General features: G+C 59.7%; 24 protein-coding genes. 23 read left to right on the forward strand and 1 reads right to left on the reverse strand.

What is annotated here, in order from left to right; all coding sequences use genetic code 11:
* Positions 1-19 precede the first annotated feature (19 nt).
* The 9 genes from KF841_07680 to KF841_07720 all read left to right on the forward strand — a co-directional run bounded on the left by KF841_07680 (position 20) and on the right by KF841_07720 (position 11,474).
* Entirely contained in the window at positions 20-934 is a 915-nt protein-coding gene (locus tag KF841_07680) for a CpsD/CapB family tyrosine-protein kinase (protein MBX3395233.1), read from the forward strand.
* Positions 915-2,021, forward strand: a complete 1,107-nt coding sequence (locus tag KF841_07685) for a FemAB family PEP-CTERM system-associated protein (GenBank protein ID MBX3395234.1) — start codon at positions 915-917, stop codon at positions 2,019-2,021. Before KF841_07680 ends, KF841_07685 begins: the two co-directional genes overlap by 20 nt.
* Positions 2,022-2,100: 79 nt before the next feature.
* On the forward strand, positions 2,101-3,366 hold the full coding sequence (locus KF841_07690) for a TIGR03087 family PEP-CTERM/XrtA system glycosyltransferase (protein MBX3395235.1): 1,266 nt from the start codon (positions 2,101-2,103) through the stop codon (positions 3,364-3,366).
* A gap of 176 nt (positions 3,367-3,542) precedes the next feature.
* Positions 3,543-5,171, forward strand: a complete 1,629-nt coding sequence (locus tag KF841_07695) for a glycosyltransferase (protein MBX3395236.1) — start codon at positions 3,543-3,545, stop codon at positions 5,169-5,171.
* Entirely contained in the window at positions 5,168-6,190 is a 1,023-nt protein-coding gene (locus tag KF841_07700) for a polysaccharide deacetylase family protein (protein ID MBX3395237.1), read from the forward strand. The genes KF841_07695 and KF841_07700 overlap by 4 nt, the downstream gene beginning before the upstream one ends.
* Positions 6,177-7,157 (forward strand): hypothetical protein, encoded by a 981-nt coding sequence (locus tag KF841_07705; protein MBX3395238.1) that lies wholly within the window; start codon positions 6,177-6,179, stop codon positions 7,155-7,157. The genes KF841_07700 and KF841_07705 overlap by 14 nt, the downstream gene beginning before the upstream one ends.
* A gap of 40 nt (positions 7,158-7,197) precedes the next feature.
* Entirely contained in the window at positions 7,198-8,616 is a 1,419-nt protein-coding gene (locus tag KF841_07710) for a glycosyltransferase (GenBank protein MBX3395239.1), read from the forward strand.
* Positions 8,613-9,944, forward strand: coding sequence for a glycosyltransferase family 4 protein (locus KF841_07715; GenBank protein MBX3395240.1), 1,332 nt, complete (start codon positions 8,613-8,615; stop codon positions 9,942-9,944). The genes KF841_07710 and KF841_07715 overlap by 4 nt, the downstream gene beginning before the upstream one ends.
* Before the next feature lie 27 nt (positions 9,945-9,971).
* The gene (locus KF841_07720) at positions 9,972-11,474 is read left to right on the forward strand and encodes an O-antigen ligase family protein (GenBank protein MBX3395241.1); all 1,503 of its coding nucleotides are present in this window, start codon (positions 9,972-9,974) and stop codon (positions 11,472-11,474) included.
* Positions 11,475-11,476: 2 nt separating this feature from the next.
* On the opposite strand, the gene kdsB is transcribed toward KF841_07720, so the two are convergent.
* Positions 11,477-12,229: a 3-deoxy-manno-octulosonate cytidylyltransferase gene (kdsB, locus tag KF841_07725; protein MBX3395242.1), complete on the reverse strand. Its 753-nt coding sequence runs from the start codon at positions 12,227-12,229 to the stop codon at positions 11,477-11,479.
* 427 nt (positions 12,230-12,656) lie between these two features.
* Here kdsB and KF841_07730 point away from each other — a divergent pair, with 427 nt between their 5' ends.
* The 14 genes from KF841_07730 (at position 12,657) to KF841_07795 (ending at position 26,077) form a co-directional block, all read left to right on the forward strand.
* Entirely contained in the window at positions 12,657-13,244 is a 588-nt protein-coding gene (locus tag KF841_07730; protein MBX3395243.1) for a glutathione peroxidase, read from the forward strand.
* A 133-nt stretch (positions 13,245-13,377) separates the two neighbouring features.
* The gene (locus tag KF841_07735; protein MBX3395244.1) at positions 13,378-14,220 is read left to right on the forward strand and encodes a fumarylacetoacetate hydrolase family protein; all 843 of its coding nucleotides are present in this window, start codon (positions 13,378-13,380) and stop codon (positions 14,218-14,220) included.
* Between the two features lie 145 nt (positions 14,221-14,365).
* A complete protein-coding gene (locus KF841_07740) occupies positions 14,366-14,827 on the forward strand; it encodes a PilZ domain-containing protein (protein MBX3395245.1) in 462 nt (153 codons plus the stop codon).
* Positions 14,817-16,484 carry a type II/IV secretion system protein gene (locus KF841_07745; protein ID MBX3395246.1) on the forward strand — a complete coding sequence of 556 codons (1,668 nt, stop codon included), beginning with the start codon at positions 14,817-14,819 and terminating at the stop codon, positions 16,482-16,484. Before KF841_07740 ends, KF841_07745 begins: the two co-directional genes overlap by 11 nt.
* Before the next feature lie 52 nt (positions 16,485-16,536).
* Positions 16,537-17,772, forward strand: a complete 1,236-nt coding sequence (locus tag KF841_07750; GenBank protein MBX3395247.1) for a type II secretion system F family protein — start codon at positions 16,537-16,539, stop codon at positions 17,770-17,772.
* Between the two features lie 84 nt (positions 17,773-17,856).
* A complete protein-coding gene (locus tag KF841_07755; protein MBX3395248.1) occupies positions 17,857-18,297 on the forward strand; it encodes a prepilin-type N-terminal cleavage/methylation domain-containing protein in 441 nt (146 codons plus the stop codon).
* 190 nt (positions 18,298-18,487) lie between these two features.
* Complete coding sequence (locus KF841_07760; protein MBX3395249.1) at positions 18,488-19,003, forward strand: type II secretion system protein; 516 nt, start codon at positions 18,488-18,490, stop codon at positions 19,001-19,003.
* Positions 18,994-19,413, forward strand: a complete 420-nt coding sequence (locus tag KF841_07765; GenBank protein ID MBX3395250.1) for a hypothetical protein — start codon at positions 18,994-18,996, stop codon at positions 19,411-19,413. The genes KF841_07760 and KF841_07765 overlap by 10 nt, the downstream gene beginning before the upstream one ends.
* The gene (locus KF841_07770; protein ID MBX3395251.1) at positions 19,413-20,057 is read left to right on the forward strand and encodes a hypothetical protein; all 645 of its coding nucleotides are present in this window, start codon (positions 19,413-19,415) and stop codon (positions 20,055-20,057) included. Before KF841_07765 ends, KF841_07770 begins: the two co-directional genes overlap by 1 nt.
* A gap of 549 nt (positions 20,058-20,606) precedes the next feature.
* The gene (pilM, locus tag KF841_07775) at positions 20,607-22,283 is read left to right on the forward strand and encodes a pilus assembly protein PilM (GenBank protein ID MBX3395252.1); all 1,677 of its coding nucleotides are present in this window, start codon (positions 20,607-20,609) and stop codon (positions 22,281-22,283) included.
* Positions 22,283-22,870 carry a hypothetical protein gene (locus KF841_07780; protein MBX3395253.1) on the forward strand — a complete coding sequence of 196 codons (588 nt, stop codon included), beginning with the start codon at positions 22,283-22,285 and terminating at the stop codon, positions 22,868-22,870. The genes pilM and KF841_07780 overlap by 1 nt, the downstream gene beginning before the upstream one ends.
* A complete protein-coding gene (locus KF841_07785; protein MBX3395254.1) occupies positions 22,867-23,409 on the forward strand; it encodes a hypothetical protein in 543 nt (180 codons plus the stop codon). The genes KF841_07780 and KF841_07785 overlap by 4 nt, the downstream gene beginning before the upstream one ends.
* The gene (locus KF841_07790) at positions 23,406-25,478 is read left to right on the forward strand and encodes a hypothetical protein (protein ID MBX3395255.1); all 2,073 of its coding nucleotides are present in this window, start codon (positions 23,406-23,408) and stop codon (positions 25,476-25,478) included. The genes KF841_07785 and KF841_07790 overlap by 4 nt, the downstream gene beginning before the upstream one ends.
* 47 nt (positions 25,479-25,525) lie before the next feature.
* Complete coding sequence (locus KF841_07795; protein MBX3395256.1) at positions 25,526-26,077, forward strand: tetratricopeptide repeat protein; 552 nt, start codon at positions 25,526-25,528, stop codon at positions 26,075-26,077.
* Positions 26,078-26,115 lie beyond the last annotated feature (38 nt).

Raw genomic sequence — 26,115 nt, forward strand, 5'->3', positions numbered from 1 at the left:
TCCGAATGGACGGATTCAGATGGGTCGTATCGCGGACGCAATCAAGAAGGCGAAGGACGAGCGCGAGCGGAGGCAGCGGACAGCCGACGCGATCGTGAACATGCCTGGCGCGGCTCCTGCGATGGAGTCGCTCACATCCAACAGCGATGCAGCGAATGAGCCGCCACTTTCCGGCTCGGCGCCGAATTCGGGGAGCACTCCGATTCCGGGCGCAACCGAGGCGGAGAGGTTCGCAATCGGATCCTCCGCGGTCTGGGACGTTCATCCGACGGTGGTCGCGGTGATGGAACGATCGTCGATCATCACTGAACAATATCGCGCGGCGAGGACGTGGCTGTTGCGTCGCTATTCACCGAGCAAAATGAACTGCGTCGCGATCACCAGCAGCCTTCCGCGAGAGGGCAAGAGCGTGACGACGGCAAATCTTGCCGCCGTGATGGCTGAAGTGCGACATATGAACGTGCTGGCGATGGACTGCGATTTCAGGCAGTGCAGCATGGCGAAATTGTTCAAGATGCCCAATTCGCCGGGCTTGTCGGACGTGCTGTCCGGCCGGGCCACGCTCAACGATGCGATTCAGCGTACGCCCTTGGGCAATCTCTACATTCTGACCGGTGGCGGGAGCCGTGACGTCAATTCGACCGAGCTGCTGGCATCGCGGTCCGCGGCGAAGGTGTTTGATGAGATCCGCGAGAGGTTTCATTATACGTTGGTCGATACACCTCCTGTGCAATGCCTTTCGGACGTCGGCGTCATCGGCGCGCTATGCTCGGGCATTGTGATGGTGGTCCGGATGAACAAGACGGCATCGCACGTCGTGCGTCAATCGCTTCACCGGCTGCAGGCGAACAATCTTCCGGTTCTGGGCTGCATCGCCGCGGATTGCAGCGTGAAGGGCGCCCGCTACGAATACGATGGAAAAGATCACAATTGATACTCCATCCAGGCCGTCCGCATCCAACACCGCGCCTGCCGCACCAAGCCATATTCGCGTCATCCGGTTTGATCCATCGCTTGCGCCGGTCTGGGAATCCTTCGTTGGCGATCATGGCTCCGCATCCTTTTTTCACGGTCTAGGGTGGAAGCGTGCGGTCGAGCGCGCCTTCGGGCATCGCTTCCACGGATTCATGGCTTATGACGGCGATCGCCTGGCCGGCGTGCTTCCGATGCATGAGGTTCGCAGCATCCTGGCCGGCCGATTGCTCGTCAGCATGCCCTATGCGACCTATGGCGGGATCGTCGCCGACGAGCCGAGCGTCGCAAAGGCGCTGTTTGATTCGGCCGTCGCATTCTGCAACGAACTCGGCGCGCGTTCTCTTGAACTGCGTTCGGTTCATTCGATGATTGCGGATCTGCCGTCTCGCGATTCGCACGCGACATTCATTCGTGAATTGCCGGCTGCACGCGATGACGTGGATCAGATGCTTCCGCGAAAGGCACGCGCCGCGGCGCGTCGCGCGGCCGAACAGCACGTGCTCAGTTGCACATTCGGCGAGGATGAACTTGAGACAATGTGGTCGCTTTACTCGCGATCCATGCGGCGACTGTCGTCTCCTAATTATCCTCTGCACTTTTTTGAGGAGATCGTGTCCGCTCACCGCGGTCGGATCGCGATCCAGATCGTTCGACTCGACACCCGGCCGATTGCCGGACTTCTCATCTTCCTTCATCGCGACACGGTGATGCCGTATTTCGTGGGTATTGATGAGCGCGCGGACGTCTATGGCCTGAGCCAATATCTGTACTCCGAATCGATGAAATGGGGCGTCGCGAACGGTTACCGGCGATACGATTTCGGTCGATCGCGAATCGACAACAAGGGACCGTTCGAGTTCAAGCGACTCTGCGGATTTGAGCCGAGCGTGTTGCAGTATCAGACGTACCTCGCGCCGGGACGGAGCGCGCCGGATCTGTCACCCACATCGAGTCGGTGGTCCGCCGCGAGACGCGTTTGGAAGACGTTGCCGTTGTCGGTGACGCGACCGCTGGGCGGATGGCTGGCACGATCGATTCCGGGATAGCTTGTTTTGATTGATTGTGCAATGGCGCGACCCGCCCGTGATACACCACATGTTCATCGTTTGTCAATGAGACAGCCTCGTGCAGGAACGATTGAAAATCCTTTATCTTTCGAACCGTGTCCCTTATCCGCCGGATAAGGGTGATCGGATTCGCACGTTTCATGCAATCGAACATCTGGCCGCGGCCCACGACGTTTACTGCGCGTGCTTCGCATCGGACGAGAGCGAAATGCGTCAGGCGGAGCGGCTGCGGCAATGGTGCCGCGATGTGACGGTGTTGCGCCGCGGGGTGCCGCTGGCGTGTCTCCACGCGGCGTGGGGCGCTGTTCACGGGAGGCCGCTGACGGAATCGGCGTATCGCTCGACCGAGATGTATCGCCGCTTGCGACTTTGGTCTTTGTCGATCGGGTTTGATGTGGTCGTCGCGTTCTCATCGATGATGGCAGACTATGCGCTGACGATTCCGGATTGCCGGCGCGTCATCGATCTGTGCGATGTGGACAGCGAAAAATGGATCGATTATTCGCGGGCATCCAGAGGCCTGCTTGCGGCCGGATGCCGAATGGAGGCCGAGAGACTGCGGTGTCTTGAGACACGCTGCCTTCGGGAGTTCGATGCGTCCATCGTGATTACGGAAAATGAAAGGCGGATGATAGGGGCTGGCGAAGCGGGCGCGGTGCATGTGGTTCCGAACGGCGTGCGGCGGATCAGCGAATCAGCCATTTGTTCCGCCGATGAATGTGGCCCGGTTATCGGCTTCCTGGGCACGATGAGCTATCCGCCGAATGTGCAGGCGGTCCGCTGGTTCGCGGAGCGGGTCTGGCCGCTCGTTCAAATGAAGATGGCTGATGCTCGATTTCTCGTCGTTGGTCGACGGCCGACGCGCGCGGTGCGGCGATTGGGGCGGCTGCCGGGAATTGAAGTCACGGGTGCGGTTGTGGACGCGACTGAGTATCTCGCCCGTTGCCGTGTGATTGTCGCGCCGCTTAGGCTGGCACGGGGCATTCCGAACAAGGTGCTGGAGGCGATGGCGGCAGGGCGGCCGGTCGTGTCAACTCGTGCCGTTGGTTTGACGCTTGATGCCACGGCAGGACAGGAGATTGTCATCGCCGACGAGCCGGAGCAGATGGCGGAGCAGGTCATCGGCCTTTGCACGGACGACACGAGGTGCAGGCGAATCGGAATGGCCGGCCGTGAGTTCGTGAGAATGCGGCATCATTGGCCGGATGCGATGTTGCTTTTTGAGCGGATCGTCACAGGTTGTCCGGCTGGAGAGCGGCGAACTCTGCCACTGGACGCGCGAATCTTGCCGGTCGGCCGCTCCAGACAGCGTCAAACTGTCTGAGGCATGACGGATCGGCCGTGGACAGGCTGAAATTTTGATGGGGACCGAATGGGGCGGTGATTACCTCGAAAGTTTCAGCAGCCTGCTCGTGTTTTGCGGACGTAAATCACGTCCGTCTTTGCACTTCAGTTTACTTCCGCTCGGCTCGATACATCTTATGAGACGGAAAGCCGGTCATGATCGGCCGCGCGAATTCCGTGCCACGAGATCAGCCGATGGCGGTTTTTTTCGACAACCAGGATGAGGCGGGCATCAGCCCGTTCGGGGCGGTTGTGGCTCCGACGCGGATCATGCCGTGCGCCTCCGAGGACATCTCCGACAGACAGTGTGGAGGCGCCGTTCGCGATTCGAGCCATCGGACGGGCGCTACACGGACGCGCCGCGTTCTATTTATTTCAAGCCGTTTTCCGCCGGCGCAGTCAGCTGGCGTCACGCGCGTTCGTAAATTCGTGAAGTACCTTGGCGACTTCAGCTGGCATGTGACGGTGCTGACGGGCCCGGTGGCAGGGCGTTCGCAAGGCGAGCAGACCGGCAACGTTGATCGCGGCTGGTTTGCGACTGATTCGTGTAATGGTCCGCTTCGCGAAATTGTCGGCGGCGTGGACGGTGTGGAACTCAAGGGTGTGAAGTGTCCCATCGTGGCGCGATCGACGTTCGGGCTTCTGGAAGATGCCGGAGCGCTGGCATATCGGGTCGCAGACGTGTTGTCGTGGGCGACGCGCCCCGCGGGGTTGGACCGTGCGTGGTGGCGTGATTGCTCGAGCTGGCGTATCGAATCGCTGGTGGGGCGGCTGACCCTTCCGGACAAAGGAATCTGGCGGCTGCGGTGCGCGGCGGCCTTGGCGTTGCGGCTGCACCGCCGATTGCGTTTTGACGCGGTTTTCTCATCAGGCATGCCTTTCAGCGATCATCTCGCTGCGCTGGTCGTTCGACGGTTGATCGGCCGGCCCTGGATCGCCGATTTTCGAGACCCTTGGGTAGAGTATGCACACTTTGCGCAGTGGCGATCGAGATGGGGTCAACTTGCGACGCAGTTTCTTGAACGTCGCGTCGTCTGCGGTGCATCGCGCGTCGTAGTGGTCAATGACCACATGGGCCGGCGCTTTCGGGAGCGATATCCCGATCAGCGTGGACGGAAGTTTGTCACGATTGAGAACGGATTTGATCCGAGCGATTTTCCGGCCTCGTCGATCGATCGCTCGGCTGGCGATGAATTTCGGCTGCTCCATGCCGGATCGCTGTATGGTGCACGCCGACCCGATGAACTTCTGAAGGGGTTTCGTAAATTTCTCGAAAGCACGGCAGACAGCAGGCGATTTGCCCGGCTCGATTTTCTTGGGCGCGTCGGACCGAATCTGGCGCAGATCAATCAGTTTCCAATCGACGGATGCGTGCGATATCTGGGCGAAGTTTCCCATCCGAAAGCTGTGCAACTGATGGCTGAGGCGGATGTGAACATCGTACTTCTGCCCAATGTGATCGGGGGAGATGGCGACACGACGGCGAAAGTGTACGAGTGCATCGGCAGTCAAAGGCCGATTCTGGCCGTGGTGCCGGCAAGCGGGTCAGCGGCCGACGTGCTTCGGCGCGTGGACGGCGTCTGGTTCTGCGATCCGCAGGATGCGGACGGGATTGCATCGGCGATTCGCGTTTTGTACGACCGCTGGCTCACGGGACGCCTGCTGGTCACGCGGACCGTCGAATCACTGAAACCACTGACGCGGCGGTATCAGGCGCAACGACTTGCGAGGGAGCTTGACGCGATTGTGAGTCAACGTGTTCCACTTGGGGGTTTTCACCGATGACGCTGATTTCGTTCAATAGCACATTCGAACAATGGCCCGGGAAGTTCATGCGGAGTCTGCGCCGTCGGCAGAATGACATGTGCACGACGATTCTGACGTATCACAGCATCTCGCGCGAGGAGAGCATCTTTACGACGGGGCCGGGAATGCGGCATCTGCCAAGCGACTTCGAGCGGGAGTTGGACTATCTCGCTGAGCATTACAACGTGATCAGCCTGCGTGAGCTGACGGGGCAGTTGGAGCGTGGCGAGGAGCCGCGTCGAGCCATTGTGATAACGTTTGACGATGGGTTCGCGGACTCGGTTCGACAGGCGCTGCCGATTCTGTATCGCCGCCGCATGCCGATGACGATTTTTCCGGTGACGTCGGTTATCGGCAATCGCGATCTGATGTGGCAGCATAAGCTGGCGTGGCTGAGCGTGAACGGACACGAAGACCGCGTGTGGACGGCGTTGTCGGCGCGAGGCTGGCCGCCGACAAACTCGCGTGAGACGCTGCACGACTATGTCCGATTGTACTTTCGAAACGACTTGTGCGACGCGCTGGAATGCGTATTGAAGGATGTCGGCACGAGCGGCTCGGAGTTGGCGCGACACTTTCGACCGTATCTGACGGAACAGGAGATCGCCGAATCCGATCCGGAGTATGTCGAGTTCGGCAATCATACGGACACCCATCCGGTCCTGTCGGCACTGACGGCCCAGCAGCAGATGGCGGAGATCGGGGCCGCCCGACGAAAACTGACGGAGTTGACGGGCCGTCAGCCGTTTGCGTTCGCCTATCCGTTCGGGCTTAAGCGTCATTACAACGACACAACAAGAAGTCTGGCAATTGATCTGGGTCATAGGGCCATCGTTGACATGCGTCGGCGACTGAACGTCGGCCTCGTCAATCCCCACGATTTGAGCCGCAGGCCGGGGCCGTGTGGATCGCAGGCGGAATTCGAACGAATGATCGAGTCGCGTCCGGCCAACGCCGCTTCGCTGCCCGTTGAGGAGTCAAAGGATGTCGCGCGGTAACACGCTGATAATTCCGCCGTATCCTGGCGAATTCGGCTGGGAATTGATGAACTGGCAGGGTCGAGTTCGCCGCGTGATCCGCGAGAGCGATTCGGCCCGCGTCTATGTCGTCGCGCCACCTGATCGGCGTGCGCTCTATAGCGACCTCATTGATGGGCGTGTCGTGCGTTTCTGCCCGATGCCGCGTCATGAGTGGACGGGCGATGCGAATGACGATCATCGGATCGACGGTTCCGGCTCAGCGATTCCGCCGTCGACGCTCGAGTCGGAGTTGAGACAGGCGACGGCGGGGCATCTGGCGATTCTCGGCGTTCACACCGAAGGCGCGACGTGGTACATGCCGGGATTTCGATCGGAACTTTGTCCGGCAACTTGCGCGGAACAGGATTTCGTGTCGCTCCGTAAACAGCCGGACACGCGGACCGATGTTGTGCTGGTCCCGCGGGGGCGAGCGCTGGCGAGCGAGCGCAATCAGCCGGAGACCTGGTGGCAGGAACTGGCGGAGCGGCTTCGAAAGCGAGGTCTGAGCGTGGCGATGTATGCCGGTCGCATGGATCGAGCGATTCTTCAGCTTTCCGGTGCGCGACTTGCGGCCGGGGCGTCGACCGGCGGACTGCATCTCGCGAGCCTGTGCGGCTGTCCTCATTATGTGTGGGGCGCCGGCGCCGAAGAGCGCTGGACCGCGATCCGGATGACGAATCGTCAGCGATATGAAACGGTATGGAATCCGCTGGGCACGCCCTGCATTTATGACGAGGTGGGCTGGCGACCTTCGCTGGAACATGCGACGGCCGGCATATTGCGGGCGATTCAGAAGATCGGAGCTTCGAGGTATGGCGAAGCTCGGCGATCGATGGGCGCGAGATGGCGCGTTCGTCGCGGATTGGCGCGGGTACTGGAACCCGGCGCCGGGCGAAACGTCGTGCCGTGGCGTGTCCGGGAATTTGTACGAAATCACCTCGTTTGACGGGTAACTCCGGGAACCACTCGAGGTCAGGGAAGACCCCATGTGCCGTCGTTCACTTCTGCTGGTCGCGTACCATTTTCCGCCGCGTGGCGGAAGCGGGGTGCAGCGTGCCTTGAAGCTCGCGACTTATCTTCCACGCCACGGCTGGGACGTTCATGTACTGACCGCCGGACATTCGCATCATGCCGTCAACGACGAAAGCCTGATTGATGACTCCGCCGTTCCGTTTTGTGTTCATCGGATCCTCGGATGGGAGCCGGGTGGGGTCGCCGCTCGCATCGGCCGGTTGATTTCGACCGCCGGCGCGCGGTCCTCCCGCGTGAATTTACTTGAGGATCGAATCTACTGGCGTTTGGAATCCTGGGGTGCACGGCTGCCTTTGATTGAGATTGAATCGATGTGGAAGGCGGCGGCAATTCGCGCGGGATCGCGGCTGATCGAATCGCAGGGGATCGAATGCGTTGTCACGACATCTCCGCCGCACTCGATGCACCAGATCGGAGCGACGCTGAGCAGGAGGCACAACGTGCCGTGGATCGCGGACCTGCGGGATCCCATCGTCGATAATTTTGCGATCGAAAGCGAATCGGCCAAGGCCGCTCGATGGCGGCGGCGGATCGAGAGCGACGTATGCATGAACGCGGACCGCGTGGTCGTGACGTGCCCCGATCTGGGTGACCGTCTGGTCGATCGCCATGGTCCATCGCTGCGTGCGCGGCTGGAAACCGTCTTCAATGGATTTGACGCAGCCGATGCGCCGGACGATTCGTCGCCGTGCGACGTTCCGACTCGGCAAGACCGATTCGTCCTTTCGTATGTGGGTGCATTCTATCGCGCGCAGACGATCGAACCGCTGCTGGCGGCTGTCCGGTCGTTTCTGTTGCGGCGCTGCGATGCGAACGGTCGATTCGAGTTGCGGGTTGTCGGCACGATCGCAGCCCGCCTTCGGTCGCTGATCAGAGATTCGGATCGCACCTTTGTACGCGAGCTGGGATATGTGCCGCACAAATCGGCGATCCGGGAATTATTGCGGGCGGACGCGCTTTTCCTGATGACTCCCACGAACGCGGGCGGCCGACTCTGCGTGCCTGCGAAGCTGTTCGAGTATCTCGCGTTTGGCAGGCATGTGATTGGACTCGTGCATGCTTGCACGTCGGTGGAACGGATACTTGCGGAGTCGTCCGAGACGACGATTGTACGGCACGGCGATGCCGATGGATTATCGCGGGCAATCGAAGCGAGATTTGATGCGTGGATAACCGGCGCTGAACGATTCGTGCAAGCGGGCTGCGGGGCGACGGAAATCGCAAAGTACCGGCGCGATTTTCTGGCAGGACAGTTCGCTGGAATCCTGACGCAAGCGATTCGAGCGCGATCGCGCGATTGTGGCTCTTCAGATCCCGGGGCGGCCACTGAGCAGTATCGAACGGTGCTTCACGCAGCCGGAGGCGTACAATGAACATCCTCTGGCACATGCCGACATTTCGTCAGCACACCTGCGGAATCTCCAGGCGCGCCATGCACTTCGGACGCGAGTTGATTCAAGCAGGGCACCACGTTGAATTCACGGTCCGAACCCATCGAACCGATGTGACGGCTGAATCGCTCGCGATGTTCGACAAGGGACTGAAGCTGTCGTTAATCGATGTTCGCACGTCGCGCCCTGTGCATTGGTCGCTGCAATCGCGTGCGCGCTATGCGATAGCAAGGCGAGTCGTCCGCGAACTGCGCCAAACCCATGACTTATTCATCTCATGCCAGCCGGAGGCGGTTGTCGCGTACAAGGAGCGCTGGCCGAACCGCGCCGCGCTCCTGGTTTGTGGTGGAACGACGATCCTGCACGACGCGGCAGACGCCGCGCGACATGGTCCGTCGCAGGGCCTTAGCCGAATTTCATTCTGTATCGACCGCGTCCTGAAGCGCCGCAACGAGCGTCGTGCGTTCATGCTCGCCGATGCGGTGGTGTTCAACAGTCAGATGTCGCGCGATGCGGCCGCTGAATCCTACGGACTGGTGCCGCATTCGTTGCATGTTGCGTACGGCGGGGTTGATCTCGAACGGATGCGACGTCCTGACGAAAGCGAACGAAACTCCGCGCGACTGAAGCTTGGTCTGGATGCGGATCAATTCGTCATCGCGTGGACCGGCCGTTTGTCGCCCGAAAAGAATCTGCCGCTGCTTTTGCGTGCTATCGCGATCAGCCGAACCGCTCCGCGCCTCGTGATTGCGGGCGATGGCCTGATGAAGGAAATGCTCACCACGCTTGCGAATGAATTGAAAATCAACAGCCGGGTGTGGTGGGTCGGCGCGAACCCTGACGTTCGCCCCCTGCTTTGGGCCGCGGATCTGTTTGCGTTTCCTTCGGTGAGCGAGTCCTTCGGGAACTCGCTGGCGGAGGCGATGGCCTGTGCTCTGCCTTGCGTGGCGATTCGAGCCGATGGGCGTCTGGTCCGCAACGCCTCGCGTGAACTGCTCGACGATGGGCGGGCGGGGAGACTCGTGAACGAACCCAGTGCCGAAGCCTTTGCTCGTGCGATTGATGAACTGGCCGGGAACGAACCGCTTCGAATGCAGTTCGCAAGTGCGGCGGAGCGTCGTGCAAAATCGTTGTTCAATTGGCGGTCCGGGGGAGCGACCTTGGCAGGGTTGATTTCGAAGATCTCCGGCGCGAAAGGCGGGTCCAAATCCGCTCCAAAGCTGTTTGAGTCTCTCGGCGCCGGGCGTTCGACGGCTGTTCCGACATCGGTGGTGGGAACCACCCGTGGGAGTTCGCCGTATTGTGCCTGAGTCGTGAGTGCTTTTAAGGAATCTCGGATGCGTTTTGCGCTGTACCTTGCCATTCTGATTGCCCTGATGCCGCTGGTGTTTTCGCGGCCGTTCTTTGGCTTGTGCGTCTATTACGTTGTTTCTCTTTTGCAGCCGAAGTACCTTTGCTGGCGGCCGGATCTGCAGGATGCGCTGTTGGTGGGTGTTCCGCTGGTGGTCGGCGCGGTCGCAATCGGCGCGAGGCGGCGTGAGCTGGTTCCGGAGTGGGATCTGTACTCCGGACGGTTGCTGTCGTTAAGAACCCGCATTGTGTCCAGCGCGCTGATTCAGCCTCGGTGGGGCATTCTGTTGCTGGGCCTCCTGATTGCTTACGTCGCGGTGACCCGAACGATGGCGCCCTTTCCACTTTCACACACATCCTATCAATTCAGCGGATTGTGCAAGGTTTTGCTGGTTGCGGCGATGATAACCGGATTGGTGACAACGCCGAGACAGTTTCGCGCACTGTTTCTTGTTATAGCGATGGCGACAAGTTTTTGGGCAATCAAGGGCGGACTCAAGGTCATGATGATTGGCCCACATCAGGTGTATGGAAGGACCTACGACAACAACCTATTTGCGTTGACGAGCGTGATGACCTTGCCGATGGTTTTCTACTTTGGACTTACGGTGAAGAGCGTACGATGGCGAGCGTTTCTTCTGATCTGTGCCGCGCTTATTTGTCTGGGAATCATTGGATCGCGTTCCCGAGCGGGGTTCGTCGCCTTCGGTGTCGTGCTCATGTGCATGGCATGGAGCAGCAAATACCGGCTACGCGCCCTCATCGCCGTATTGCTTGTTGCGACGGTGACAACTTTCATGTCGGGAACTGAGATTCTCGATCGACTCGATTCAATATTCGCATACTCCGAAGATCAATCGGCGCGGTCCCGATTCTTCACCTGGTTATTCGCCTGGCAGCTTTTCCTTGATAACCCGCTTTTCGGCGTGGGATTCGGGAACTATGAGATAGCGAAGATTGCGCTGGGTGGTGGTAATAAATCGGCGCACAACATCTTCCTTCAGAATCTCGCGGAACTTGGCGCGATCGGTTCGCTGATCTGGTGCGCCGTTGTATTCGGATCAATGTATAGTCTGCAACAACTCATGCGGTGGTCCCGGCGGCTGCCGACGGACATGCGCTGGGTGTACAACTGTGCACGCGGATTGCTCCTTGGACTGCTCGCCTTCTGTATTCACGGCTTCTTCCACAACGAGTCGTACATTGAACTGATGTTTGTGCTCGTGGCGCTTACGATCTCCTTGAGGCTGGTTGCCGAGCGACAGTGGCACGAAATGAGACTGCACGCCGAATGGGCTTCGGCTCCGGGACCGGTCGTCTCTTCGACGCCTGATCGGGAACATGTCGCGGCATCACCGCCGGATGAGATCGCCGGCCAGCTACAGCCGCCGACGGCTCCGGAGGTTTCTGGCGAGGGTCCGCACCGACGACCGCGATCGCTTGGCGAACTGGCACGGTTTGGCGCGAGATTTCGTCCGTCCACCGGGTGAATTCAGCGGGGGAGGCGCCTGCCTGCGCATCTTGCCACGAATTCGGCGTAGTCCTGAGGTGTGTCTATGCCGGGGAAAGCCCGCTCGACCTGCGTTACGGCGATCGAGTGACCGCTATCCAGCACACGGAGTTGCTCAAGCTTTTCCATCATTTCCAATCGCGAAGGCGGCATGGCTGCAAGTTCGAAGAGGAAATCGCGGCGGTAGGCGTAGATTCCGATGTGCAATAGCCAGTCCGTTGGGTCGGCAGGTGTGCCGGCTGCATCGCGCGGATAAGGAATCAGCGATCGAGAAAAGTACAAGGCGCGGCCGCGCGAGTTGATGACCACTTTCACCACGTTCGGATCGCGCGGATCGGAATCACGACTGAAGGGGCATGCGAGCGTTCCGACGGATACTTCGGGATCGGCGGTCATTCGCTCGACCAACTGGTCGATGTAGCCCGGCTCCAGTTCTGGCTCGTCACCTTGCACATTAAGAATCAGATCGGCATCAATTTGATGTGCAACTTCAGCGACACGGTCGGTTCCGCTGGGGTGGTCCGCGCGCGTCATCATGGAACGGCCGCCGAATGACTGCACTGCGTCGTGAATTCGCGGGTCGTCGGTGGCGACGATCGCTTCCGAAATCCGCTTTGCTCGCGCGACCTGTTCCACGACATGCTGAATCAGGAATTTGCCCGTTTCCCGTACCAAGGGCTTTCCGGGGAATCGTGTGGAGGCATATCTGGCTGGGATGATAGCGACGGCGTTCATGTTGCAGGAGCGTATGATGCGGTTGTTTTCATGTCAAAATCGGCTGGGTCCAGGTCCGGACGCGCCGAGCGGCGGACGTTCGGAACGTCTGGGTTGCCGCCGCTATAATGCGAGGTGTTTTGAATGGAGGAGCGGAGGTTCGGAGAGCAGAATCGCCTCGCGCGGAATTCCGGTTTCCCACAGGAAGGCAGTTAAGGAGATTTCTCAGATGATGCTTCGCAATGGAGTTGTGAACCTTATGTTTGGTGTGGCGGCGTTTGGTTTGGTATTCGTCCTTGCGACGGGCCTTGCCGCGAAGGGCGAGCCGCCCGAGAAGTCGGATCAGACGAAGAATTCAAAGCGGCCGAAGGTCGTCAGCCAGGAGCAGAAGACCGACGATAAGGAAGCGGCTCCTGTCGATGACAAGCTCGCTGCGCTTCGCTTCAAGATGAAAGACATTGATGGAAAGGAGCAGGATCTTGTCCAGTATTACGGAAACGTGGTGCTGATGGTCAATGTCGCCTCGCGTTGCGGCCTGACTCCCCAGTATGAACAGCTTGAGGCGGTGTATCGCAAGTATGCCGAACGCGGCTTCGTGATTCTTGCGTTTCCCGCCAACAACTTTTTGGGGCAGGAGCCGGAATCGAACGACAAGATCAAGCAGTTCTGCACGTCGAAATATTCCGTTACGTTTCCGATGTTCGCGAAGGTTTCCGTGAAGGGGAACGATATCTGCGACTTGTACAAGTACCTCACTGCAATGAAAGCGGGCCACGAATACGGCGGTGAAATCGAGTGGAACTTCGGCAAGTTTCTCATTGGACGCAACGGCCAAATCGTCGATCGCTTTTCGCCACGCACAAAGCCGGACGCCGAGAAGGTGATCGAGGCGATTGAAAAGGCTCTCGCGGCGCCCGTTCCAGAAGATTCGCCGCTGACGAAGAAGATGAAGGAAGCTGCTGAGAAGAAGAAAGATGCGGAAGAAAAGTCTGATCGCGAGAGCCGTGAGCGTTCTTCCGATGCAAAAAAGCAATGAGCGACGCCACCGCAATTTGCTGTAAATTTGCCGAGCGGTTTATCTCAGCGGTTTTGGTGATTCATGCGTTTCATCCGCAGCCGGAGTGATTCGACCCTCCGGACTCGGTCCGTCAGTTCGGGGCTTTGTTTTTATGCGTCTTGTGAGATGGGAAGGGGAAGATGGTCGCGCCCGGTGGGGGCGCGAAGTGGATGAGGGCACCGCGCTGCCGATTCGCGAGACGGCGTTCCCCCATTTGTTCGCCACCGCGCCCGCGGAACTGCCGTTCGAGGACCGTCAGGTTCGCATTGGTCGGCGGCTCGCGCCGGTGGATCCGCCGAATATCATCGCGATCGGCCGTAACTACGCGGAGCACGCGAGAGAGATGAAAGGTGAGGCTTCTTCGGAGGAGCCGCTCATTTTCCTGAAGGCGACGACGAGCCTGATCGGACCGGCCGATGCAATCATGTTGCCGATCTCCGCGCCCGACGAGGTGGACTATGAAGCGGAGTTGGCGGTGGTGATCGGCCGGGTCGCCAAATGCGTTTCGGAGCGTGATGTGCTGAACCATGTATTTGGTTATTCATGTGCCAACGATGTGTCAGCACGAGATTGTCAGAAACGCCGCGACAAACAGTGGGCGCGCGGCAAGAGCTTCGATACCTTTTGTCCGATTGGACCGGTGCTCGTGACGGCCGATGAACTGTCACCGGATCGACTCCGTGTACAGTCGTTTCTGAATGGCACGCCAATGCAGGATGGCAACACTTCTGAGATGATTTTCTCCGTGGCGAAGTTGATTCACTTTCTTTCTCATCAGTTCACACTGCCGCCGGGGACGGTGATACTCACCGGCACTCCAGCGGGCGTCGGCTCCGCTCGAACACCTCCGACCTTTCTCAAGGCAGGCGACGTGATTGACGTGGCGGTGGAAGGCATCGGCCGGCTGAGCAATCGGGTCGCACGCGAGGTCCAGGGCCGCACCCGCTCTGAATAAAACAGGCTGAGACTCGGGCCGACCGCGGGACCGGTCCATCGGCGCAATCCGACCGGAGCGAAAGCCGTGGTTATCGGGCGAGCCGGCGTTGAGTGCGTGATTCCGCGCTGAACCGCATGGATCGGCTATCCGATAAGTCGATGCCATGGTGAATATTCAGAACGAGCAATTAGCCCGGCAACACGAGAGACATCATACGTCTTTTCGCGCACGGGTGGAGCCGCATGGCGATCACGCCGCGCAGATCCGGCTGAGCTTTCCGGATGCGTTCTGTGGTCTGGAGGTGATCGACGTCAGTTCCGGCGGCCTGGGTCTGAAGTCAAGCGTCTTTATTCCCAGGAATCTGCGGATCAATCTGCACATTTCCGATGTGTCGGCTGGCGATGACGTCGCGACGCAAGTCTTGAACATTCGAGCCGTCGTGCGCCGTTGCCTGCTGGTCGATCACAAACCGACGTACCAGGTCGGGTTGCAGTTTCTCAATCCGAAAGGCAACGATGAACAGGCTCTGGTCAAGGCGGCAAGCAGCAATCTCTCGAGGGTGAAATCGACGGAACCGGAGGCATCGCGAGAGCCCGTGGGGGCGGGGGGTGCTCGTGGTACCTAGTCGGTCACATGAACTCAGGGATCAACTTCTCGCTGCGCGAATCCTGCCGGCAGCCACGGTCGCGAAGATCGAGCAGGAGGCCGTCGACAACTCCATCGATTTCGAAACCGTCATCCGCAAGAAAAAGCTTCTGACGGAATCGCAGGTGCACTCTCTTCACGCAATGCGGCTGGGTTTGCCATTCATTGATCTGGCCGATTTCATTCCACGCATGCAGAACTCGGAGCTTTTTTCCGAAGAGATTGCGCGTCGCCACGTCATGTTTCCCCTGTTCAATCTCGACAACGTGATCACGCTGGTGATGGAGAATCCGGCGGATCTGGCGGGTATCGATCAGGTGCGGCGACTGACGAAGTGCGAAGTCGAGGCCTGCCTCGGCGCGAAGAATGACGTTCTCGGCCTGATCGAGCGAGCCTATGGGTCGAGCAAGTACCTTCAAGAGTTCTCGGTCACCGATTCGATGGCCCGGGCCGATGACCTGGTGGATTCGGATGATTCGCAGCCGGTCATTCGGCTCGTGCGCGATCTGATCAACGAGGCAGTCCGGCAAAACGCATCGGATATTCACATCGAACCCTGTGAGAGCGAACTTCGAATCCGCATTCGAGTGGACGGTGTTCTGCGCGAGATCGCGGCTCCGCCTCTGGCGCTGCACCGTGCACTGGTATCACGTGTCAAAATCATGGCACGTCTGGATATATCGCAATCCCGCGCTCCGCAGGATGGTGCGTTTGATCACAAGACCGAAAATGGGGAAGTTGTCCTGCGCGTGTCCGTTCTGCCTTCGATCTGGGGAGAGGCGGTCGTCCTCAGAATCCTTCGGAATGAGTCGGAGTCCATCACGCTTAGCGAATTGGGCATGTCCAGCAAGGTGCTCAAGCGATTTCAGAGCGTGATTCAGAATGCGCATGGCATGGTACTTGTGTCCGGACCCACCGGCTCCGGCAAGTCCACGACCCTGTACGCGGCGATGAAGTGCATTGCCAGCCCGCAGAAGAACATCATCGCGATTGAAGACCCGGTGGAGTATCGAACCAGCGTGATTCGGCAGGTTCAGGTCAACAAGGAAGCGAATCTGACTTTCGCCTCCGGCCTGCGGTCCGTGCTGCGGCAGGACCCGGACGTCATCATGGTCGGCGAAATTCGCGATGCGGAGACGGCCCAGATCGCGGTCCAGGCGGCGCTGACCGGCCACCTGATGCTCAGCACGGTGCATACGAACGATTCCGTCAGCGCAATCGCCCGATTTCGGGATCTGGGCGTGCCGGAGTATCTCATTTCATCATCATTTCTGGCTGTGCTTGCACAGCGGCTTTGTCGTCGCGTCTGTCCCGACTGCAAGTCGCCGGACTCCGCGCCGGCACACATGTATGACGCGCTGGGCCTCGACCGCTCGAAGCTGGATTTCGAACCGCTCAAGGGTACAGGCTGTCGTCGGTGCATCGGCACGGGCTATCTGGGTCGAGTCGGCGTGTACGAACTGTTCGAACTGAGCGATCGGTATTCCAACATGATCGTGCGCAACGAGCCGACGGAGGCGATCCGGTCGGCAGCGAAGGCGGACGGCATGAAGTTTCTCGTCGATGATGGCATCGAGAAAATCCGTCTTGGTGCGACGACGATTGAAGAAGTGGTACGGATCGCGGGCCGATGTTGATGCACGAGTTCAGTCGTGCCGGACTTGACTCGGTTTAGACGAGGATAGGATTGTGCCGAAGTTCGCTGTCCATTTCGCGCTGCCCAGTGGAAAACTCGGGACCGAAACGCTCGATGTGGCGTCGGAGCGCGCGGCACTTGCGCAGATTGAAGCCAGCGGCCGAACGCCGATCAGCGTTCAACTGGTTGGCGCGGCGACGGCTCAACTCGGGGTGGCTTCGACCCGTGTTCATAAGACGCGCGGCGGTAAATCGAATCGCCGGGCGGTGCTCGATTTCACGCATCAGATGGCCGCGGTGTCCGAAAGCGGAATTCCGATCATCGCCGGGCTCAAGGCGGTCGGCGAACAAACCTCGAATGAACAATTGCGTGGCGCGATTGCTCGAATGGTGAGCCGCATCGAGGGCGGTCGAACGCTGGCCGACGCGATCGGTCAGGAGCCGGACACCTTCACCGAGCTTTACGCCAAGACAGTCGCAGCGGGTGAATCCGCCGGCCAGGTTCCCGAAGTGCTCAACGCGCTGGCACGCTACATGGAGCAGGAAGAGGAGACGCGAACGCAGATTCGTTCGGCGCTGATGTACCCGGCGATGGTCGTCGTGTCGCTGGTGCTGGCCACGATCGTGCTGTTGATCTTCGTGGTGCCGCAGTTCACGGAGATGTTCGCACAGTTCGAGAGCGAGCTACCATTGCCGACGGTGATCCTCTTGGCGATCAGTGGAGCGCTGACGCAACACTACGTGGAGGTGCTCGGCGGAATCATCGGACTCGTCATGCTGACTCGATACGTTTTGAGCTTCCGAAAGGTCCGAGTCGTGCTTGATAAGTACGTCCTGAAGTCGCCGGTATTCGGTAGTCTGCTGCTGGGTATCTACATGGTGCGATTCATCGAGTTGCTCGACCTGCTCATGCGGGCCGCGCTGCCGATCACTCACTCGCTGCGCGTCACCGCCGACAGCATGACCAACGAGGTGTTGAAGCAGGACGTTCGGGATGTGCTGCGATCCGTCGAGGGCGGACGCTCATTGACGGAAGCATTCGCTGAAACGTCGTGCGTAACGCCCCTGGTGAAGCGCATGCTGGCGATTGGAGAGGAATCGGGGCGAACGGATCAGATTTTCGAGTATCTCCGCAAGTACTATTCGCAACAAACCCAGCGCGGAATCAAGCTATTATCGACGCTTATTGAACCGATCATGGTTACCGGGCTTGCCGCAGTCGTTCTTTTCTTTGCGCTCGCGATCTTTTTGCCGATGTGGAAGCTGTTGAAAATCGTCGGTACGGCCTGATGGCCGACCTGGACTTGGATTTGTGCGTTTGCCTTCCGGATTGGGGGGCCTTTCGAAGGCTGATCAGACAGGAGTGTGTGCAACATGACGGCTATCAGGAAGAATCGAAGTGTTCGGGGTTTCACGCTGATTGAATTGGTGACCGTGATTGTCATCCTGGGAATTCTGTCAGCGGTGGCGTTGCCGGTGTATCTGGACTATCGCGCGGATGCGCGGAAGGCGGCCTGCAAAGGCGCGCTTGGCGCCATGCGCGCCGCGATTGCAAACTACTATGCGCACTCCGCGACCGACACGGGCGGCGGAAACGCCAGCTATCCCACCTTGGCCGTCTTTACGACGGCCAATGCGGTGATGAATGGCGCCATTCCGGACAATCCTTATGACACGGACGCGACGAAAAACAACGTCGAAGTGGGTGTGACCAAAGGCACCCTTGTGGCTGGCGGAGCGGGCGGTTGGGCCTACAAGGCCTCGACCGGCGAAGTCTGGCCTAATACGAACACCGCCGGCGAGAAGGACTTTTAATCGCATCGGTTGAACGCCGCTTGCTGGGTCGGACTTCGTGTGTGAAGTCTGTTCGATGTGAAGTTCGCGTCGAGCGTCCTTCGACTATGCACGCCGGCAGACATCTAAATGATCACGCGCGGCACGGGCATCTTGCTCGTGCCGCAGCCGTTTTGGACCGATGTTTGATCGGACGGAGGTCTCGTGTTCGATGAAGCGTTCAGCTTTTACGTTGATTGAGCTGGTTAGCGTCATCGCGTTGCTGGGAATCGTCTCACTTGCCGTTGGCGGGCCGATCCTGTCGACCGTTCAGGACATGCGCTTGTCATCGGCCGCGTCGAGACTGGCGGCTGATATCCGATATCTTCAACGAACGGCGATGGCATCGGGCCTGCGGACGTGGCTGGTCGTCGACGCCGCGAGCCATCGATACACGCTGCACATCGAGAATCCCGCCAGTCCCGGCAAGGCGGGTCGAGTGGGCCTGCCTCATCCCTTGGACCAGACCACGTCGGCGATTCAGTTCAACGCCAGTCCCTTCAACGGCGTCACAATCACTTCCGTTTCATTCGATTCCACTGCCGAGTTGGAGTTCGGAAACTTCGGAACGCCAAAGGATGCCAACGGCAATGCGCTCGCGTCGATTGGAGCCGTCATCCTGTCAAACCAGCTTGCCGTACGCGTTCACCCCGTTGGCGGATTTGTGGAGCACCGATCATGGCCGTGATTCGTTCACGACGACGCTCCGTCACGATTGTCGAGATCGTGATGTCCATTGTGATTCTCTCGGTGGCGATTCCGCCGCTGATGAACGCCTTCGCGGAGTCGGCCGTTCAGTCGATTCACCCGTCATTGGCCGCGGTCGCGGGTTTTCTGGCGACAGACCGCATGGAAGAGATCATCGCCCGGCGCTATCGAGCAACCGACGGCTACTCAGCCGTCACAACCGGTAATTTTCCGGATGAGACGCCGGTATCCGGTTTTTCAAAGTTCAATCGCTCCGTAACCATCTCAAATGTGACGGCGGCGCTCCAGCCCGCGGGGTCGGATCAAGGTTACAAGCGGGTACGGGTGACAGTGAGCTGGAACGGTGGGGCCGATGCCGTAATGGTGGAGCGTGTTTTCGCGGATTTCTGATGATCAGACGAGACTCAACATCGCGCCGGGCACTGGCTGGTCGGATTGTCCAGGGATCAGTCCCGGGCGTGCGCCGTCGGTTTACCCACCGTCAGCTCCGTTGCTTCACACTCATCGAACTTGTGACGGCGATTGTGGTCGGCGCCATCGTAAGCGGAACCGCAGCGATGCTCATCATGTCAGCCGCGCGACAGCGGGCGGAAGTTTCGGCCAGAAGCGAACTGATTGATCAGGGCTCTGCCGCGCTGGAGTGCATCATTCGATATGTTCGTGAGGTCTCCCAGGATGAATGCCCCCTTGCAGCGACGCCCTGCCTGAACGGCAACGCGCAGATATCCACCGCCGCGCAGAGCGATCTGCGTTTTGATGCGATCGGGTTTCGACTGTCTGCCGGCCGGATTGAGATGACCAACAATGCGGGTTCGGCCTGGTGGACGCTTTGCGCGGGTGTCACGGGACTGACGTTTACATACTACGATCGCAACGGCGTCGTACTCTCATCGCTTCCGCTCACGGCGGGGGATCGCGCGAAGATTCGTCGGGTTTCGGTACAGATTGATCTCGTGGACAAAACCGAAACGGCCCGTATTCGCACGTCGATCTTTCTGCGCAATTTCATGAATGAGGTGACACTTGCACCCTGACTCTGGCTTGTCGGAAACCCCAGGTTCGCCAGCGGCGTGCACCTTGGATGCACGTCGGTCTAGCGGGTCTGCGGCTCAGGGCGGCCGAATCCCGGACCGACGCGGAATGGCGGTGGTGGGATTCGTCGCGGCCTTGCTTGTTATCGGATCATTCGCGCTGTGGGTTTCGCAACTGACGGCCTCCACATCACGGAGCCTTTTGAGTCACTTGTACTCAACGGGGGCCTTTTATGGGGCCGAAAGTGGAATTGAGATGGCGATGCGTGAATTGAATGCAAGTCCCGCCACTGATTTCGACAGCGATGGCACTATCGGGACGATATCAGACAACGGAAACGATGCGGACGATCCGACCATCTCGACTGCGGTCTTCAGGACGGAAAAGATCGGTGCGTCGCCGCCTTTGTTTCGATCGACGGGACGACCGAGTGCGACGGGTTCGCCCTGGTCGAGTTACCGTCGAGTGATCGAGGCTCGGATCGAGTAACACAAAGTCGGCGCGCATGGCGGCGCGACCGATGACAAGGCGCCACGGTGGTTTTGACAAGGATGTCAGACAAACGCGACATTTTGATTCTCGAAGCTTCATCCGCCGAACTTCGACTAAGCTCCGCACGCATCAACGGCGAGCGGGTCGAGCTCTCGGACTCCTGCTCATTCGTGACTCAGGATCGGCGGGATGATCGGAACGCTGCGCAGGACCAGAATCTGGTTGATGCCCTGTCGGTCGCGGTTTCCGAGCGAAACTGGGTCGGCCGCGATGTGATCTGCCTCCTCAGCGGCGGGACCGTGGCGTGCCAGTATTTCGACATGCCGAGTCTCAAGGGCGCGCCGCTTCTACAGGCCGTCACACTCAAGCTGAGTCAGCAGTTGCATTTCCCGGTGGCTGAGGCGGTCGTTGACTTCCGCAGCGTTCCGTCTCATGCCGCGGCTCAGCATAATCAGCAGCGCGTAGCGGTGACCGCGGCCCATCAAGACGCGGCGCAATCCGTCATCAATGCAGCGATTCGCTGCGGACTTAACGTCGCCGCCGTCACGTCGGCCGCTGCGGCGCTCACGGCTCACGCCGTCAGCCGAATCGCTGCGAGCACTCAGGCGCAGGCGGTTCTGCACATTGGCGATCGATCGAGCACGCTGACCGTGCTGCGCGAATCCGCCGTCACGGTGACGAGCGAGCTACCGTTCGGCCTGGAGGATTTCACGACGGCGCTCATGCGTCCGATCATCTCCGGGGAGGAAGTGATTCAGCTCGATGTCGTTCGCGCGATGGACTTGCGTGACGCCGTCGGTATTCCGGCCGCCGATGAGAGGATCGAGTCGCTCGGGATTCCTGGCGCGAAACTGTTTCCGGTGCTCGAACCCACACTTCAGAAGATGGTTCAGCAACTGACTCAGTGGCTTACGTTCGCATCGACGCTCGAGGAAGGCGCGGCCGTCTCCAGGTTGTATGTGACGGGTCCGGGCCTTGCAATGAAGGGCCTCACGTCAGCGCTCGCCTTGAGGCTGAAACTCCAAATCGAAGGCTGGGATTGGCTCGACGGCACGACATCAACTCGCGACCGGGCTGGAGGCATGTCGCGTGATGCGTTTGCGGCGGCGACAGCCGCGGTCTGCCATCGCAAGACGCTGCCGGACCTGGTGCCGAAAGAAGTACGAAGCGAATGGCGAGCTAGGCGTATCCGGCGTTCGACTGCGATCATCAGTCCCATCGTCGCGGTGGTGATCCTGGGCTTCGCGTTCCTGTTCAACCAGATGCGCAGCTACACGCAGACGACGCTCGGCTCGCAAAAGGCGCTGAACGAAATGCAGATGCTCGCCGACGAAAATGCCCGATGGCAGGTCGAGGCGCATCGGGTGGCGGAATATCGCTCGTCATTTGAGGCGTTTGCGAATTCTGCGCCGGCGTGGGAAGGACTGTTCAAGGAACTTTCGCGGCTGCTGCCGAGCGAACTGCGTGTCATACGGCTCAGCGTCTCGGGGGAACTCGACGCGCTGCGACTTCGCGCCGACGCCAACATCTACACGACCCCGACCGGAAGGGACTTCGATGAGGTGGTGGAGCAGACGCTCCTGGCACTTGATCGCAGCCCGTTTCTCTCGGCGGTTCAGTTGATCAATTCAACGCGATACCCGGCGGACGGCTCGCGGCTGGAAACGGGGGCGATGTCCGTTGATCTCGAGTTGGCCTATCCCAGGCCCCTTGCGCGGAAAGGGGGCAAAGAGTGATGCGAGCCAGATTCAAGGACTGGATTCCGGCAACTGCGGCGGTCTGCACATTGATCGTTGCGGTCGCGTTTGCGATCAATCGAACCTTCGAGGTCTCGGACGAGATTCGCAACATGACCGAACTGAGCGATGTGCTCGCCGCGAAGGCCGGCGACGTGCAGCGCGAAACCCGCACCCCGGAAGAACTGGAGCAGATCGCCCGGGATCGGTCGGACTTTGAATCTCGGATTGAGGACTCAAACAAGCCCAGCGTCGTCGTGTCACAACTCAGCGAGGCGGCTCGCCACGCGCGGCTTCAGGTTCTGGAAATTCAGCCGCTCACGGCTCAGAAGTCGGGCGTTGGCAACGTCGGTGGCGTCCAACGACCGAGCTATCGGGTACTCGTGCGCGGCGGTTACCAGGACATTTCGACCTATCTGCAGTCCTGTCGGACCCAGCGGGTGCCGGTGCGCGTCATCGGCTTCGAAATTTCCCGATTCTCCGACGATCGATCGGATGGCTCAGGAGATGATCTTCGCGCCGATGTCGTCGTGGAACCTTACGTTCAGATCGCGAATTCAAACGACAGAGGCCCGGGAGCGTCATGAACAGTCGTCAGAAAAAAGTACTGACGGTGCTTGTCGCCGGCGTTCTGATCCTCGGATGGCGGATCGTCGTACTCGTTCAGAAATACGCTCCGAGCGAGGCGGCGGCCGTCGATGTGGTGCCAGCGCAGGTGGATTTCGAGGCGCGGATTCAGCGATCCGTGCAGACTCCGAAGGATGCCCGACTTGCGGAGCTGGTGGCGATGCAGGCGGAGGTCGCTCAGCATCCGTGGGGGCGCAATCCGTTTGCCGACGTACCCTGGATCGTGAAGAACCAGAAATCGGAAACATCGCAGGAGAATACCCAGCGCGGAGCCCCGCAGGCGCCGCAGATTCGTTTCGTCGGAACCTCGAAAAGCGGTGACCAGTGGTTGGCAGCGGTGGAGAACGGAATTCATCGAGTGGGCGATGTCGTGCAGGATCAATTCAGGATCGTTCGAATCACTCGGCATACGTTGACGCTGGAATCGGGGGGATGGACATTCACCTATCGGGCGGGCGAAACGGCAGCGGTCGTGAGTCCGAGGACGGAGGAGCCATGATTCGGCAGTTTAGTACTCTATTGTCCGCAGGGCTGTTGTTCGCGGCGCCGGTCGCCTCGGCGGGCGACATGCGAGAGGCGCAGGCTGGTGCATCGTCGGCGGTCGCGGCGGCCGGTTCCGCCGCATCGACGTTGCCGTCGGTGGCTGGAGCGGATCGGCGGATCACGCTGAATGTCCCGAAGGGTGACATTCGCGAAGCACTACGGCTTGTTGCCGAGCAGGGCGGATTGAACATCTCCATCGGCCCGGGCGTGACAGGCGAAGTCTCGGTCTTTTTATCGGATGCAACGCTGGACGGCGCGCTCAAGTCGATCGCCGTCGACAACGGCTATTCCTACAAGGTGGACAACGGGATCATCTCGGTCTCGAAATCGCCGGAATCCCAGGGCGGAGAAATTGTGCCGCAGCTGGCCGTCCAGGTGTTCACCCTTCGCTGTCAGGATGCGGAACGCGTTCGAGACGCTCTGGAATTTGCATTGTCGAAGTACGGGCGAATGAAGGTGTTGAACGAGAACAGCCTCAACGACTACAACACGATGCGACTTGGGCAACTCGGCGGTGATCTCGAGGGGACGAACTCAGCGACGAACCAGTTCGGGAATCAGGCGAATGCAAACAATCAGAACGTGTTCCAGAACGGGAGCGGACAGGGAGGCGTCACGGGTCCGCCGCGAAACGCGCGTCGATTGGTTGTCACGGATGTCCCCGAGAACCTTCGGCGAATCGCTGATCTCATTGCCGACCTGGATCAGATGCCGCCGCAGGTGCTGATCGAGGCGCGGATCGTCGAGATGAGCACCGATCTTCAAAAGCAGGTCGGAATCGACTGGAACATCAACGCGCTGGCCAATGGCCCCATCTTGAATCACAGTCTGCCGTTGGAATGGGAGGCGGGTTTCGCAACCGGTTCGGCCGTGCCCCGCACGTCGTCGGGTGCAGCCCGCACGACGGCCGGCATGTCGCTCGGTACGGTGGACCTGTCGCAGGTGACATCGCTCCTGCAGATCCATCAGACCGACAACGCGATTCGCCTGCTCGCGAACCCCCGACTGCTCGTATACAACAATCACAGTGCAAGCATCCTGGTCGGTGAACGGTATCCGATTCTAACCGCCAATATCACGGACTTCGGCACGGTGACCGAATCGTTCGATACTTACATTCCCATTGGCGTTCAGTTGGAAGTGACTCCGACGATCATGGTCGATGGCCGCGTTTCGTTGCTGGTTCACCCGCAGACAAGCGCGCTGGGCGACAACGTCGTCGGAACAACCGGTTTGACGGTGGCGCGGATTCGCACGCGCGAACTGAGCACCCGCGTTGTCATGAATGATGGACAGACGATTGCGCTGGGTGGTTTGATCTCGGACAGGAACACGCGAGCCGTCAGCAAAGTGCCGGGATTAGGTGACTTGTGGGGGTTGAGCGCAATCTTCCGTCAGGAACGACCGCGGTCAGAACGCGTTGACTTGATTTGCTTTCTCACAGCTCGAGTGGAAGGCGCCGAGGTCTTGTCTGATCGCGATCGGGCCGTCTTTGCCCAATACGAACCCCATTTCAAGATGATTCAGAAGTCGCAGGACGTTCAATTGCATTTCGAGGTTCCGTCGGAGTACGAAACACCTAGATCGATGTTTGGCGATCCGCCTGACGACGACACAACTTATGATGAACTCAATAGTCCGCCGCAGGAGACTCCCGCCGACGCGCGGTCGACTTCGGGGTCGAGGACGCCGGTCTCATCCATCCATGACGGCGTTCCTCTGGAGGTAGACGAATCGCCGGCGTCGCTGGCTCGAAGCCGGGAGGTACGCGAGCGTCGGGCGCGGCAGACCGGAATCGTGAAGGCCGGCGCGCTGCCGCGGGAGCGCGTGCTTGCTTCGCAGGAAGCGGCCGGCGTAAAGGCGCGTCCCGAGAATCAGCGGCGCGATGAAAATTCCTTCTCGCGAACCGCTTCGGATCGATCCTCGCCGCGACGAAAACCGCACAAATCGGGGCGGGAGAATCCATCTCACGATTCGGCAGACCGTCCGGTCGCGGCCAGGCATGTCGACGATTCCGACGAATGAGGATGGCGAGTACAGACGGCGGACGCTGCGTGCCTCGGGGTGTAATCATGAATCCGTATTCAATGGCATTGAAGAACAAAAGTGGGATATGGGGCATGCAATTGGGCTTGCTGCTCCTGGCGGCGGGTTGTTCGCAATCGACGCCCGACGCATCGCGTTCCATCGTCACGCGGGATCGTGTCGTCGATGAATCTCCGCGGATGTCTGCGTCCGAGCGAAGTGAGAGATTTGAATACGCGTTCGGCAAGGGAATGGAGTGGGTTGAACGAGGGGAGTACGGCATTGCGATCGGCGCGTTCGAGGAAGCGGTCAGAATGAACCCGGACTCGATCGAGGCTCAGTTCAACCTTGGCGCATGCCATGAGCAGGTTGGCGATCCCGTAAAGGCCATCCAGATTTACCGGCAGATTTTGCGGAGACTACCGAACGATCCGGCGTGCTACGCCAATCTCGGCACGAGCTACATCAAAATGTACCACCTCGAACGCAGTCCGATCTGGCGGAAAATGGCGATTGATGCTTGGGAGCGGTCGCTGGCCCTCGATCCTGAGCAGCCTCGTGTGCGAAAGTTTCTCGCGATGGCTGATACAGCGGACTGATATGAAATAAGTGAGACTTTCACACGAAATGCCCACAG

The organism is Phycisphaerae bacterium (genome assembly GCA_019636475.1).
GTDB lineage: Bacteria > Planctomycetota > Phycisphaerae > UBA1845 > UTPLA1 > JADJRI01.

Bases quoted from the DNA above. Each gene is read 5' to 3' on its own strand.
- KF841_07765 (MBX3395250.1), top strand. From the start codon at position 18,994: ATGGCCGTGATTCGTTCACGACGACGCTCCGTCACGATTGTCGAGATC.
- KF841_07795 (MBX3395256.1), top strand. From the start codon at position 25,526: ATGAATCCGTATTCAATGGCATTGAAGAACAAAAGTGGGATATGGGGC.
- KF841_07715 (MBX3395240.1), top strand. From the start codon at position 8,613: ATGAACATCCTCTGGCACATGCCGACATTTCGTCAGCACACCTGCGGA.
- KF841_07700 (MBX3395237.1), top strand. From the start codon at position 5,168: ATGACGCTGATTTCGTTCAATAGCACATTCGAACAATGGCCCGGGAAG.
- KF841_07710 (MBX3395239.1), top strand. From the start codon at position 7,198: ATGTGCCGTCGTTCACTTCTGCTGGTCGCGTACCATTTTCCGCCGCGT.
- KF841_07755 (MBX3395248.1), top strand. From the start codon at position 17,857: ATGACGGCTATCAGGAAGAATCGAAGTGTTCGGGGTTTCACGCTGATT.
- KF841_07780 (MBX3395253.1), top strand. From the start codon at position 22,283: ATGCGAGCCAGATTCAAGGACTGGATTCCGGCAACTGCGGCGGTCTGC.
- KF841_07730 (MBX3395243.1), top strand. From the start codon at position 12,657: ATGAAAGACATTGATGGAAAGGAGCAGGATCTTGTCCAGTATTACGGA.
- KF841_07735 (MBX3395244.1), top strand. From the start codon at position 13,378: ATGCGTCTTGTGAGATGGGAAGGGGAAGATGGTCGCGCCCGGTGGGGG.
- kdsB (MBX3395242.1), bottom strand. From the start codon at position 12,229: ATGAACGCCGTCGCTATCATCCCAGCCAGATATGCCTCCACACGATTC.
- KF841_07760 (MBX3395249.1), top strand. From the start codon at position 18,488: ATGAAGCGTTCAGCTTTTACGTTGATTGAGCTGGTTAGCGTCATCGCG.
- KF841_07720 (MBX3395241.1), top strand. From the start codon at position 9,972: ATGCGTTTTGCGCTGTACCTTGCCATTCTGATTGCCCTGATGCCGCTG.
- KF841_07785 (MBX3395254.1), top strand. From the start codon at position 22,867: ATGAACAGTCGTCAGAAAAAAGTACTGACGGTGCTTGTCGCCGGCGTT.
- KF841_07705 (MBX3395238.1), top strand. From the start codon at position 6,177: ATGTCGCGCGGTAACACGCTGATAATTCCGCCGTATCCTGGCGAATTC.
- KF841_07685 (MBX3395234.1), top strand. From the start codon at position 915: ATGGAAAAGATCACAATTGATACTCCATCCAGGCCGTCCGCATCCAAC.
- pilM (MBX3395252.1), top strand. From the start codon at position 20,607: ATGTCAGACAAACGCGACATTTTGATTCTCGAAGCTTCATCCGCCGAA.
- KF841_07790 (MBX3395255.1), top strand. From the start codon at position 23,406: ATGATTCGGCAGTTTAGTACTCTATTGTCCGCAGGGCTGTTGTTCGCG.
- KF841_07680 (MBX3395233.1), top strand. From the start codon at position 20: ATGGGTCGTATCGCGGACGCAATCAAGAAGGCGAAGGACGAGCGCGAG.
- KF841_07740 (MBX3395245.1), top strand. From the start codon at position 14,366: ATGGTGAATATTCAGAACGAGCAATTAGCCCGGCAACACGAGAGACAT.
- KF841_07695 (MBX3395236.1), top strand. From the start codon at position 3,543: ATGATCGGCCGCGCGAATTCCGTGCCACGAGATCAGCCGATGGCGGTT.
- KF841_07770 (MBX3395251.1), top strand. From the start codon at position 19,413: ATGATCAGACGAGACTCAACATCGCGCCGGGCACTGGCTGGTCGGATT.